Raw genomic sequence first — 12,602 nt, 5'->3', positions numbered from 1 at the left:
GGTTCACAGACTGTTTCCCTGAATTTCACATCAATGATTGGCATTTCGGGCCAAAAACCGTTAGTAAAAGCGGTGGGGGCTGAAACAATGTTAAAGACACGCGCGAAATACGGATTGGGCCAGGTGGTCCGTCACAAGAAACACCCTTTTCGAGGGGTGATTTTTGACGTGGACCCAGAGTTTTCGAACACAGAAGAATGGTATCAGGCCATTCCGGAAGACAGCCGTCCAAGGAAAGAACAGCCGTTCTACCACCTGTTGGCAGAGAACGACCAATCCTTCTATGTTGCTTATGTTTCAGAACAAAATCTGGTTGCAGACTATTCCGGCGAGCCGGTTGAACACCCGGATATCTCCAACATGTTCGGCCCATTCGAAGACGGTGCTTACCCTCTGCATTTCCACCTGAACTAGGTGTGGCGAACCGGTCGGCATTGTACTGCCGCTGATCAGTATCCAAGGGCGCACCCATCCTTGCGCGGGTCGCTGGCACCTTCCAAAACACCGTCTTTTCGGATTCGGATCGCTTGCGCTCCACCAAGCGGAGTTTCCGGAATTTCAATATTGTGGCCGATTTCAGACAATTGTTTCGCCACTTCTTCAGAATAGCCCCGCTCCAGTTTCAGGACACTTCCATCAAAAAAGGCACGCGGCGCGTTGATGCTTTCCTGTAGCTCCAGCCCAAAGTCCCTAAGGTTCGAAACGAAACGCGCGTGCCCGGTCGGTTGATAAGCACCGCCCATGACGCCGAATGGCATCGTGACACGGTAATTCTCGGTCAACATCCCCGGTATGATCGTGTGCATCGGGCGCTTGCCACCAGCCAGTTCATTGGGGTGACCCGGCTGAAGCGTGAACCCCGCGCCCCTGTTCTGAAGCAAGATGCCGTATCTCTCGGACGCGATCCCTGACCCAAAGCCATGAAAGATCGAGTAGATCAGCGACACAGCCATAAGGTCGCGGTCGACCACTGTGATATAGACCGTGTCTTTGTGTATGGCTTCCGTCAAAGGTGCTGCTGCGGGCATTGCGCGTTTTGGGTCAATCAATGCCGCCAGCCTGACTGCTACATCCATATCAAGAAACCGCTCGGCCCGCGCGACATGATCGGGATCAGCAATAAACCGGTTGCGCGCGTCATAAGCCAGCTTGGTGGCTTCAGCCTCGATATGAACCCGTTCTGCTCCAAATGGATCCATACTGGCCAGATCGAACTGTTTTAGAATGTTCAGCAGCAGGATCGCGGTTGCACCTTGGCCGTTCGGCGGGTGTTCGACCAGATCAACACCCTTGTAGGCCCCGCGCATGGGCTGCGTTTCAGTGCACTTGGTGCGGTGGAAGTCCTCGGCGGTGTGGACACCTCCGAGTGCGGACAGAGCCCGGATCATATCCTCGGCAATGTCTCCTGAATAAAAAGCGTCTCGTCCCTGGCTGGCGATCCTGCGCAAGACCTCAGCCTGACCGGGGGCGCGAAAGATCTGCCCGATTGCGGGTATTTGCCCATTGACCAGATAATGATCACGCGCAGCGCCCTGTAATGTGGTCGCCCCTGTTTTCCAGTCAAATGCAACCCGAGGGGCCACCGGAACGCCAGCATCGGCATAGTGGATTGCGGGTTCCAGAATCGCGCCCAGCCCCAAACGTCCTTCGGTTTCTGCAAGGTGACAGAAGGCGTCCACGGCACCGGGAACAGTCACCGCGTCCGGGCCGTTCAACAGTACAGATGACAGACCCTTGTCTCGCAAGGGCTGCGCCCGCGCGGCGGCCGGCGCGCGACCCGATCCGTTCAATGCGCGTATCCGGTTTTCGCCCGCACGGCTGAACAAAACGAAACAATCGCCCCCCAACCCGGTCATCTGCGGTTCGCAAATCCCAAGGAGAACTGCACCTGCAATCGCTGCGTCCATGGCGTTGCCGCCGCGCTCAAGAATATCGATTGCCACCTTGGCGGCCAGCGGGTGCGACGTTGCGCACATCCCCCGCGTTGCAAAAACTTCCGACCGGCCAGGTTTGTGCAGATCACGCATGGTGGTTCTTTCTCCTTAAAACAGGGGAAAGCTATTCTCTGATTGCCGGTTGTCCAGTCAATTCAAGTTGGGGGGAGATCCTCGGCGCCGTTCACTGGGTGGGGGCTGTGATAATTGGCGCCGAGGGAAGCTATCTGAGCTACGAGTCACTGTATGGCGGCGATTTGCGGCGCGACAATGTTTCGAAAATGGCGTTATTGTGGCCAATTGCGGCTGATTACCCGTTCTTGTCAAAGTTAAATCGCAAGGATAGCCGATTGCACCCGTCGCGACGCTCATAACAGATATCGCTGGTAAGTTGATGAATCAGGAACCAGCCGAACCCGCCTTCGGGCAGATCCTGAATGCGGGTTCCCAGTGGTGCTGGTGTTCCGTCTGGTGGTTCGTAGCCGGGCAATGGATGGCCCGTGTCCGAGATCAGAATGTCCAGGCGGTTTCTGTCCAACCGGCATGTGACCTGAACCCCGGCCGGGGCCACGTCCATATAAGCATGTTCCACAACGTTGTTGATTGCTTCTGCCAGTGCGATCTTGACGTCGTCCGCCTTGTGCGGCGGCAACCCTCGTTTCGCCAGTCCGGCACTGAGTTTCGCAATCCCCGCGCTGGCTTCTGTTTCCGCTGCGGGAAAGCTCACTTCCAGGCAGGTCGCGTTACAAATGGGCTCCATTTTGTCGCACTCCTGCTCTTGTCACCTGTCCGGTTTCGACAGGGCGTCATCCAGTGTCGCAAACAACCTGAACACGGTATCCATGCGCGTCAGGCGAAAGACCTTTTCCACCACGGGCTGCGGGCCTGCCAGATCAAGCCTTCGGTTCAGCCCCAGTTGTTTCATGGAGGCCACGATTGCGCCCAGCCCGCTTGAATCGATGAACTCGACACCTGAAAGGTCAAGGATAACCCGATCAGCGCAGGCCTCGGTCTCTGCGCGCATGTCTTCTTTGAACTGAATGGCCATCGCAGCGTCGATCCGGTCAGAGTGAACGGTGATAATCTGTGTCGTACCGTCTGATGTGCTGGTCAGCCCCATGGTCCGGCCGCCCTCCAATTTGAAAATGAGTCGTAGAAATACGCTAGACGCGAATTCTTACCATTCGGTATTCAAGGACTGGACGGCAGGAGGATTATCCGGATGAGAGATGTTGTTATTACAGGTGCTGCCAGAACGCCAATGGGTGGTTTTCAGGGCATGTTCGACGGTGTCGCAGCATCCGAGCTTGGCGGCGCAGCGATTCGTGCCGCGTTAAAGCAGGCAGGGGCACAGACGGTTGACGAGGTGTTGATGGGATGTGTCCTGCCCGCAGGTCAGGGGCAGGCTCCGGCGCGCCAGGCGGGTTTCGCGGCGGGCTTGGGCGAGGAGGTTCCCGCCACCACGCTGAACAAGATGTGTGGTTCCGGGATGAAGGCGGCGATGATGGCCTTCGACCAGATCGCATTGGGTTATGCGGATACAATGGTCGCCGGAGGTATGGAGAGCATGACCAACGCGCCCTACCTGCTGCCGAAAATGCGGGGCGGTGCGCGCATCGGTCATGGTCAGGTGATCGACCACATGTTCCTTGACGGGCTGGAAGACGCCTATGACAAGGGCCGCCTGATGGGAACCTTTGCCGAAGACTGCGCTGAGGCGTATCAGTTCACCCGCGAAGCGCAGGATGAATATGCCTTGAAATCCTTGTCCAACGCACTTTCCGCGCAAGAAAGCGGTGCTTTCGCGGGCGAGATCGTCCCCGTCACAGTGCGCACGCGAAAGGGTGAGATTGTACAGGTGGCTGACGAGCAACCCAAATCTGCCCGTCCCGAGAAAATTCCGACGCTGAATCCCGCTTTCCGCAAGGACGGGACAGTGACCGCCGCCAATTCCTCGTCAATATCCGACGGCGCGGCGGCGCTTGTTCTGGCATCGGCTGAGACGGCAGAAGCGCGAGGGCTGACAGTTCGGGCCCGTATTCTGGGACATGCCAGCCATGCGCAGGCACCCGGACTTTTCACGACTGCGCCGGTTCCGGCGGCGCAAAAGCTCCTGTCCCGCATCGGTTGGAACAAGGATGATGTCGACCTGTGGGAGGTCAATGAAGCCTTCGCAGTTGTGCCGATGGCTTTCATGCACGAGATGGGATTGCCGCGCGACAAGGTGAACGTAAATGGCGGTGCCTGTGCCTTGGGCCATCCTATAGGAGCATCTGGCGCCCGTATAATGGTCACCTTGTTGAACGCGCTCGAGAAACGAAATCTCAAGCGGGGGGTTGCTGCAATCTGCATCGGCGGCGGTGAAGGAACAGCTATCGCGATCGAACGCATTTGACCCTTCATCTTTTTCGAATTACTCCGGGGGTTTCGGGGGCAGCGCCCCCGGGGGTTTTCCAAGGGGTTCGGGACCTATGACCGTCGATTACAGTACGCTGGCCAGTACAATTGCAGCATTGACCGAAGGCGAAACCGATCAGGTTGCCCTGATGGCCACCGTTGCTTGCGAGGTCCATTATTCTGACAACCGTTTCGACTGGACCGGGTTTTACCGGGTGACAGAACCGGGTTTGCTGAAAATCGGCCCGTACCAGGGTGGGCATGGCTGTCTGGTCATCCCGTTCGCGCGCGGCGTCTGCGGGGCGGTAGCGCGCACTGGCGAAGTGCAGCTGGTGCCGGATGTCGACGCGTTTCCGGGTCACATCGCTTGCGCCAGTTCAACCCGGTCCGAACTTGTTCTGCCGGTGCGGAACGCAGCGGGCGAGTTGATTGCAGTTTTCGACATCGACAGCAATCAACCCGATGCGTTCTCAACTGAAGACGCGGATAACCTGTCCGCGATCCTGTCAAAGACCTTCGCACAAGCCTGATTGATTCTCGGTCCGTACAAGGTGCGTCTACCGGTTTCCTCTTTTCGATTTCGCTCGGGGCCTGATAAAACCGGAAAGCCCGATACGTATTGGATTAACCATGGTTCCAGGCCATTTCCGAACTCCGCGCCTTTCGGTTCGCAACTGGAAGGTTGAACTCACCGATCCGCGATTGCGAGCTCGGCTTGAAGATGATCTTGTCGCGCTTCTGACCCCTGCGGTCCTGAAACACCTGCCACCGTCGATGCAGTTGCAGGGCCGGGATATTTCGAACTGGATTGATGACAGACGTGCTGAAAGCGATATTCTGCTTGCGCGCTATAACCGCGGTAACCACCTTATTGGCCTATTCGTGTTGGCCATGAGTACAGAGGCCGATTCAATTCCAAACCTTCACGTTGGCTATCTGATTGCAGAATCCGCTTGGGGGAATGGCTACGCCTCCGAGATGTTGCAAGGCTTGCAGGACGCATTGACGCCTGGGCCTGCCGTGCGTCTCATTGCCGGGGTCGGGCGTGACAATCCGGGTTCAGCCCGCGTTCTGCAAAAAACAGGCTTCACGCTTTGGCACGAGCGCGCCTCTGCCACCACCGATACATATGTTTGCCATATCAGCTGAGTGACCGAACCGTCAGGGCATAGCCAATCCGGAATACGGGCTTGCGTGAAAAAATGCTTGGAAATTTCACGGAATCGAGTCATCGTGAAAAACGAGATCAAATTTTCACGAGAGTTGGAGCCCCCTTGAACAGCCAGGCCCCGCAAAGTGCAACACTTGGTGCAGATATCCGCGCGCTGCGCAAGGCGCGTGGATTGACGCTGAGTGCTATCGCAACCCGGCTGGACAGGTCTGTGGGCTGGCTCAGCCAGGTCGAACGTGACATGTCTGAGCCGTCGATCTCGGACCTGAGGCAGATCGCCGAATGCCTTGGCGTACCCATGTCGATGTTGTTTGCGCATTCGGCGGCACCTGCGGACGAGCAGGGATATGTCGTGCGTGCCGGCTCGCGCCGGCCCATGGGGTCGGGCGAGGAAGGGTTGATCGAAGAACTGCTCTCGCCGGATCTGACCGATGATTTCGAAATGGTACATTCTACCTTCAAACCCAACTCGCAGATGCAGACACCGGCCAATCGTCCGACACAGGAAGTCGGATACATGATCTCGGGCAAGTTGGACCTGACAATCGGGGCGCGCGCGTTCACGGTTGGGCCAGGTGACAGTTTTCGGATCCGACACGAACCTTATCAATGGGCCAACCCTTACGACGAGCCCGCTGCGGCCATCTGGGTCATCGCCCCGCCGGTCTACTGATGTCGTTCGAAGCCTGGACCATATTTGCGTTTTTCTGGGTGGTTTTCGTAACCACGCCGGGCCCAAATGCGGTCAATTGCATCTCGAACGGGATGAGCCTTCCGTTCCCAAAGGCAATGCTGGGCGTATTGGCAATTCTCACGCAAGCCAGCGCCTTTCTGATCCTGTCTGCGCTGGGTGTGACGGCGCTGATCGCCGCATCGCCGACCGGGTTCTTTGTCGCCAAGCTGATTGGTGCGGGGTTTTTGATCTGGTTGGGCATTCGCGGATGGATGAATGCAACAAAACCCGCACCAGCCTCCGAGCGTCCGGCGCGACATGTCTATCTGCACGCGCTGGCAGTGGCAACGATCAATCCCAAAAGCGTCGCCGGATACCTGGCCGCGTTTTCGCAGTTCGTTCAGCCCGAGGTCCCGGTCTGGCAGCAGATGGGGGTTATCATGCCTACCGCGCTGATCATCACCACACTCAGCTACACCGGCTTTACGGCGCTGGGCGCCTTGATGGGTAGGGCAGCGCTGAGCGCCGTGTTCAATATCTGGGTGCGCCGGATCATGGCGGTCTGTTTTGTCATCTACGGTGTGTTGTTGGGAACCAGCACCACACCCGCAATAAGGGGGTAGTCAAATGCACAAGGGATCCTGCCTTTGCGGCTCGGTCGCGTTCACGATTGACGGAGACCTGTCGCTGCCTTCGGTCTGCCATTGCGGACAGTGCCGCAGACAGTCGGGCCATTTCTGGGCTTCGACCTCAACCCATCAGGACAACCTGAGTTTCTCGGCCAGCGACACGCTAAGCTGGTATCGCGCGTCTGACATCGCCCGACGGGGGTTCTGCAGCAAATGTGGCTCGTTTCTCTTCTGGCAACACAACCAGGAGGACACGATTTCGATCTCTATGGGCGCACTCGATGCTCCCACGGGTTTAAAGCTCTCAAAGCACATCTTTGTGGCTGACAAGGGCGATTATTACGACATCACGGACGATCTGCCTCAAGAGGCACAGTAACAAGGATCAAAACGCATGAGTGATTTTCCAACAAAAGCCCGCGTGGTCATTATCGGCGGTGGCGTGGTGGGGGCTTCCTCGCTATATCATCTGGCCAAGAAGGGCTGGACCGATTGTGTTCTGCTGGAAAAGAACGAGCTGACTGCCGGGTCGACCTGGCATGCGGCAGGGAACGTTCCGACCTTTTCGACCTCATGGGCGATCATGAACATGCAGCGCTATTCGACCGAGCTGTATGCGCGTCTGGGTGAGGAAGTCGATTATCCGATGAACTACCACCAGACCGGTTCGATCCGACTGGCGCATTCGAAAGAACGTGTGCAGGAGTTCGAGCGCGCCATGGCGATGGGCCGGTATCAGGGAATTCCCATGGAGATGTGGACTCCGGAAGAAGCGAAAGAGCGCTATCCCTTCCTGGAAACGCACGATCTTGAAGGAGTTCTCTACGACCCGACGGATGGTGATATCGATCCGGCGCAGCTGACGCAGGCGCTGGCCAAGGGCGCGCGCGATATGGGGCAGAAGATCATCCGTTTCTGCCCGGCGACTGGCGTGACACAGCATGACGACGGCACCTGGACCGTGCACACGGACAAAGGCGATATAGCCTGTGACTATGTTGTGAACGCAGCCGGGTATTATGCGCAGCGTGTGGGCGAATGGTTCAAGCCCTTCGGTGGCCGCACCGTTCCGGCAATGGTCATGAGCCACCAGTACCTGCTGACCGATGAAATCCCCGAGATCGAAGCATGGACCAAGCAAAGCGGTGCCAAGCTGCCGCTGCTGCGTGATGTGGATGTCTCTTACTACCTGCGGCAGGAAAAGAACGGCTTCAACCTTGGTCCTTACGAGCCCAACTGCAAGGGCCACTGGATGACCGAAGACGATCCGATGCCTGACGATTTCAGCTTTCAGCTGTGGAATGACGATCTGGACCGCATCGAAGATATCGTCACCGATGCGATGGAACGGGTGCCGCTGATGGCAACCTCGGGTGTTGGGCGCGTTATCAACGGGCCGATCCCCTATGCGCCTGACGGGCTGCCGCTGATCGGCCCGATGCCCGGTGTGAAAAACGCGTTCGAGGCACATACTTTCACCTTCGGCATCGCGCAGGGCGGTGGCGCAGGCAAGGTTCTGGCCGAATGGGTCGTTGATGGCGCGACCGAATGGGATATGTGGGCCGTCGATCCGCGCCGCTATACCGATTACACCGATCAGGATTATTGCAACCAGAAAGGCATGGAAGTCTATGGCAACGAATATGCCATGCACTTCCCGCACCATGAATGGCCCGCCGCGCGCGACAAGAAACTGTCACCCGTGCATGACAGGGTCAAGGCGCTGGGTGGCGTAATGGGCGCCTATAACGGCTGGGAACGCGCCAACTGGTTTGCCCAGCCCGGCGATGACACCTCGCTCGAGGCGACCCACACCTGGGGTCGGTCCGGTCCGTGGGAACAGCGGATCAAGGAAGAATGCGAAGCTGTGCGCGATCATTGTGGCGTGTTGGACCTGCCGGGCTTCTCGCGCTTCATGGTCAAGGGTAACGGCGCTGCCGAAGCTCTGCGCGGCCTTGCAACCGGCGGGCTGCCAAAGGTCGGTCGGATGAACCTCATCTATGTCTCGGACGACCGTGGCCGCATCCTGACCGAAATGTCCTGCATCCGGCTGGGTGAAGAAGAGTTCATCATGATCACGGCGGCGACTGCGCAATGGCATGATCGTGATATCCTGATGAAGGCAATGCCTGCCGGGGTCTCAATCGAAGATGTCACCACCACGCGCGACACGCTGATTGTGACTGGCCCGAAATCGCGTGAGATCCTGTCGTCAATGACCGACGCCGATCTGACTTCGGGATGGCTGACCCACCAGTCCGCCACCGTCGCCGGCCAACCCGCCTATCTGATCCGCGTTTCCTTTGCCGGTGAACTGGGATGGGAGGTGCATGCACTGAACGAACACATGCCTGCAATCTACGACGCGATCATCGATGCCGGTGCCAAGCCGTTTGGAATGTATGCGCTGAACTCGCTGCGGATCGAAAAAGGGTACCGCGCCTGGAAGGGCGATCTGTCGACCGACTATTCCCTGCTTGAAGGCGGGTTGGAACGGTTCGTCAAGCTCGACAAACCACAGGACTTCCCGGGCAAGGCGGCAATCCTGGACGAAAAGCAGCGAGGCGTGAAAAAGTCCTTCGTCACCCTGACCGTTGATGCAGGCGATTGCGACGCGCCGTATATGTCCTGTATCTGGCAAGGCGATGAGATCATCGGCGAAACCACATCCGGCGCATGGGGCTACCGCGTTGGCAAATCCATCGCGCTGGGCATGATCCGGGCCGAGTTTGCCAATCCCGGAACTGAGCTTGAGGTCGAAATCTACGGTCAGAAATGCCGCGCCGTGGTAGAGCTGGATCAACCGCTCTGGGACCCCGAGAACGAGCGGTTGCGGGCGTGACGCGTCTGGCGACCATGTCCGGCGTCTATCTGACCGGCCATGGCGGAACAGAGGCGCTGGAATGGCGCGACGATATCCCAGTCCCGGCCCCTGGGCCGGGGCAGGTGCTTGTTCGGGTCGCCGCGGCAGGGGTCAATAACACGGATATCAACACAAGGGTCGGCTGGTATTCATCGGATGTCACCGGCGGGACGGATGCCGTCGATCAGGATATTGAAGCCGGAGGGTGGGGCGGCGCACTGAACTTTCCCCGCATTCAGGGCGGCGATCTGTGCGGGATCGTTGAAGAAGTCGGGCCAAACACGGGGTTCAAAAAGGGCCAGCGTGTGACGTGCCCGATCAACCTTCCACGTCCGCGCCCCGGCAAACCTCAGGGCTTTATTGCGCTCGGGTCAGAGATTGATGGGGCCTTTGCCCAATACTGTCTGGTTGAAGCAAATGATCTTTACGACGTAAGTGCATCGCCCCTGTCTGATGTTGAAATTGCGGCCATCCCCTGCGCCTTTGGTACTGCCGAAAACCTGCTGACGCGCGCGGGCGTGACGTCTGGGCAAAAAGTTCTGATCACTGGCGCGTCAGGCGGCGTCGGTCTGGCGGCGGTGCAGCTTGCGGCGCTGCGCGGAGCATCGGTTTGGGGTGTGACGGCTGCAGAGAAGGCAGAGGTCGTCAGATCCCAAGGGGCGTTGGGCACATTTGCCCGGGATGAGCTGCCGCCGCAGGATATGTTCGACGCGGTTATAGATGTTGTTGGCGGGCCCGCATGGGCATCGCTGATCCTTGCCCTGAAGCCCGGCGGGCACTACGCCGTTTCTGGGGCAATCGCCGGCCCGATTGTCGAGGCTGATCTGCGGGACATCTATTTGCGCGACATCACCATTCACGGCTGCACGCATCAGGCACCCGAAGTCTTTGGCCGCCTAGTGGAGTTGATGAATACCGGACGGATCAAGCCACTGGTTTCCCGAACCTACCCGTTGAAGGATATCGTCCGCGCACAGGCTGATTTTCAGGCAAAGACCCTTCCGGGTAAACTCGTGCTGCTGCCTTAAGGAGCAACGACATGACAAAGATCACTCTGTTGGACGGTTCAATTGGACAGGAATTGGTCAAACGCAGCGGAGACCGGGCGACGCCACTATGGTCCACACGTGTGATGATCGACCACCCTGATCTGGTCGGCGCGGTGCATGGCGACTACTTCCGTCGTGGTGCCACGGTTGCCACCACCAATACCTATGCCGTCCACCGTTCACGCCTAGTGCGAGTGGGGATGGAGGACCAGATGCCCGCCCTTATCGACACTGCCCTGACACAGGCCGAACGTGCTCGTACTTCGACCGGGGGGCGGATTGCGGGGTCTCTGGGGCCGCTTCTTGCATCTTACCGACCCGACCTGAATCCCGACCCGGCAGATGCGGCGGGAAAGTTTGCTGAACTTGTGGCTTTGATGGCTGCGCGCGTCGATCTGTTTCTGATCGAGACAGTATCTTCGGTGCAGGAGGCCGAGGGTGCGCTGCGCGGAACGACCGGATGTGGCAAACCAGTCTGGCTGTCATTCACGGTCAATGACGAAGATGGCAGCCGCCTCAGGTCCGGCGAACCGCTCAGGGATGTCGCGCCCTTGGTTGCAGAGTTTTCACCTGATGCGCTGCTGATCAATTGTTCGCGCCCCGAAGCGATCCCAGCTGCTCTGGACATCCTGTCCGGCATGAACAAGCCTTATGGTGCCTATGCCAACGGCTTTACACATATTTCGGATGAGTTTCTAATGGACGCGCCGACAGTGGATGCGTTGGATCAACGCCATGATCTTGGTCCCGATGCCTATGCGGATCACGTCATGCGTTGGGTCGATCAGGGGGCCACGATTGTCGGTGGATGCTGCGAGATCGGCCCGGACCACATCGAAGCGCTGGCCAAGCGGTTGCGTACTGCCGGGCATGAGATCGTCTAAGGTGACAGCGATGAGGAAATTTGCTTCTGAATCACCGCAGGCGATACAGCAACATTTCGATATTTTGGTCGCACCCGGATTTGTGCTGCTTGAACTGGCCTCATTGGTCGAGGTTCTCAGGCTGGCAAATCGTGTGTGTCCGAAGCCGCCGTTCACTTTTGCCTATCGGTCGCTCAAAGGTGGCCCGATCTCCAGCAGCAGCGACGCGGTGGTGCAAACGGAACGCGTGCAGGCGCAGCCCAAGGCGAATTATCTTTTTGTGATTGGCAATTCTGACCCGGATCACCCGGACTTGTCTTTGGGGCGGGTGGTGTCGGATTACACCTTCCGGGATGCCAAGGTGTTTCTGCTGGCGGAAGCCGCCAGCCGGTATATCGACGAACAGGGTACAGACGACTTGGCAACCCACTGGGAGAATGCCTCGTTCCTGCGGGAACGCGGGGCCCGGTTTGAAGCCAAACTGTCGATTGCAACCGAACAGGGCGCCGTTGTGACCTGTGCCGGAATGGAGGCGACAACAGATATCGCGCTGGCAGTGATCGGCCGTCATATCTCGGGGCCCGCAAAAATGACCGTGGCGGACATCATGTTGCATGAAAACATCCGGGATTTCGCCTCGATGCAGCCATTCTCTGGTGTAAAGTTGACGGCGACCGGAGATGTGAAGCTGGATCAGTGCATCAAGCTCATGCAGGCCAATATCGAAGACCCTCTGCCGATCAATCAGATCGTCGATTCGCTGCAACTGTCGAACCGCTCGCTTGAGCGTAAGTTCAAAACCTTCTTTGGCACCACGCCCAACGGATTCTATCGTGAAATGCGGCTGGCCAAGGCCAATAACCTGCTTCTGAACACCACTATGAGCGTTCGCGAAATCGGGTTGGCCTGTGGTTTTCCGAACGGGTTTTCGTCTGTTTACAAAAGCTTCTTCGGGGTCACGCCTTTTGTCGTTCGACGTGAAAAGCGGGCCGCGACACATCGGTGAAAACTGCTGATCTTGTG

At 58.0% G+C, this 12,602-nt stretch carries 14 protein-coding genes; 11 read left to right on the top strand and 3 right to left on the bottom strand.

What is annotated here, in order from left to right; genetic code table 11:
- The first annotated feature begins 87 nt into the window (after positions 1-87).
- Positions 88-414 carry a heat shock protein HspQ gene (gene hspQ, locus AC2FNC_RS14790; protein WP_209504966.1) on the top strand — a complete coding sequence of 109 codons (327 nt, stop codon included), beginning with the start codon at positions 88-90 and terminating at the stop codon, positions 412-414.
- Between the two features lie 35 nt (positions 415-449).
- Here hspQ and AC2FNC_RS14785 read toward each other — a convergent pair whose 3' ends face one another.
- The 3 genes from AC2FNC_RS14785 to AC2FNC_RS14775 all read right to left on the bottom strand — a co-directional run bounded on the left by AC2FNC_RS14785 (position 450) and on the right by AC2FNC_RS14775 (position 3,054).
- A complete protein-coding gene (locus tag AC2FNC_RS14785; RefSeq protein WP_496715725.1) occupies positions 450-2,027 on the bottom strand; it encodes a gamma-glutamyltransferase family protein in 1,578 nt (525 codons plus the stop codon).
- Between the two features lie 217 nt (positions 2,028-2,244).
- On the bottom strand, positions 2,245-2,694 hold the full coding sequence (locus AC2FNC_RS14780; RefSeq protein WP_480555038.1) for an ATP-binding protein: 450 nt from the start codon (positions 2,692-2,694) through the stop codon (positions 2,245-2,247).
- A 21-nt stretch (positions 2,695-2,715) separates the two neighbouring features.
- The gene (locus AC2FNC_RS14775; protein ID WP_480555039.1) at positions 2,716-3,054 is read right to left on the bottom strand and encodes an STAS domain-containing protein; all 339 of its coding nucleotides are present in this window, start codon (positions 3,052-3,054) and stop codon (positions 2,716-2,718) included.
- Between the two features lie 102 nt (positions 3,055-3,156).
- On the opposite strand from AC2FNC_RS14775, the gene AC2FNC_RS14770 reads away from it, so the two are divergent.
- From AC2FNC_RS14770 to AC2FNC_RS14725, 10 genes are all read left to right on the top strand, one after another.
- On the top strand, positions 3,157-4,329 hold the full coding sequence (locus AC2FNC_RS14770) for a thiolase family protein (RefSeq protein WP_496715723.1): 1,173 nt from the start codon (positions 3,157-3,159) through the stop codon (positions 4,327-4,329).
- A gap of 76 nt (positions 4,330-4,405) precedes the next feature.
- Positions 4,406-4,861, top strand: a complete 456-nt coding sequence (locus AC2FNC_RS14765) for a GAF domain-containing protein (protein WP_496715722.1) — start codon at positions 4,406-4,408, stop codon at positions 4,859-4,861.
- 100 nt (positions 4,862-4,961) lie between these two features.
- Positions 4,962-5,480, top strand: a complete 519-nt coding sequence (locus AC2FNC_RS14760) for a GNAT family N-acetyltransferase (RefSeq protein WP_480555044.1) — start codon at positions 4,962-4,964, stop codon at positions 5,478-5,480.
- Positions 5,481-5,605: 125 nt separating this feature from the next.
- Complete coding sequence (locus AC2FNC_RS14755) at positions 5,606-6,175, top strand: helix-turn-helix domain-containing protein (RefSeq protein WP_480474127.1); 570 nt, start codon at positions 5,606-5,608, stop codon at positions 6,173-6,175.
- Positions 6,175-6,798, top strand: a complete 624-nt coding sequence (locus AC2FNC_RS14750) for a LysE family translocator (RefSeq protein WP_496715720.1) — start codon at positions 6,175-6,177, stop codon at positions 6,796-6,798. Before AC2FNC_RS14755 ends, AC2FNC_RS14750 begins: the two co-directional genes overlap by 1 nt.
- A gap of 4 nt (positions 6,799-6,802) precedes the next feature.
- A complete protein-coding gene (locus tag AC2FNC_RS14745) occupies positions 6,803-7,183 on the top strand; it encodes a GFA family protein (protein WP_480474125.1) in 381 nt (126 codons plus the stop codon).
- Between the two features lie 15 nt (positions 7,184-7,198).
- Positions 7,199-9,646, top strand: coding sequence for a GcvT family protein (locus AC2FNC_RS14740; RefSeq protein WP_496715719.1), 2,448 nt, complete (start codon positions 7,199-7,201; stop codon positions 9,644-9,646).
- Positions 9,647-9,660: 14 nt separating this feature from the next.
- Positions 9,661-10,695: an alcohol dehydrogenase catalytic domain-containing protein gene (locus tag AC2FNC_RS14735; RefSeq protein WP_480622695.1), complete on the top strand. Its 1,035-nt coding sequence runs from the start codon at positions 9,661-9,663 to the stop codon at positions 10,693-10,695.
- A gap of 11 nt (positions 10,696-10,706) precedes the next feature.
- Positions 10,707-11,600, top strand: a complete 894-nt coding sequence (locus AC2FNC_RS14730) for a homocysteine S-methyltransferase family protein (RefSeq protein ID WP_480622525.1) — start codon at positions 10,707-10,709, stop codon at positions 11,598-11,600.
- 10 nt (positions 11,601-11,610) lie between these two features.
- Positions 11,611-12,585, top strand: a complete 975-nt coding sequence (locus AC2FNC_RS14725; RefSeq protein WP_480555049.1) for a GlxA family transcriptional regulator — start codon at positions 11,611-11,613, stop codon at positions 12,583-12,585.
- Positions 12,586-12,602 lie beyond the last annotated feature (17 nt).

This window comes from Ruegeria sp. BHSA123, from assembly GCF_059613425.1.
This window is presented reverse-complemented; position numbering and strand designations above follow the sequence as displayed.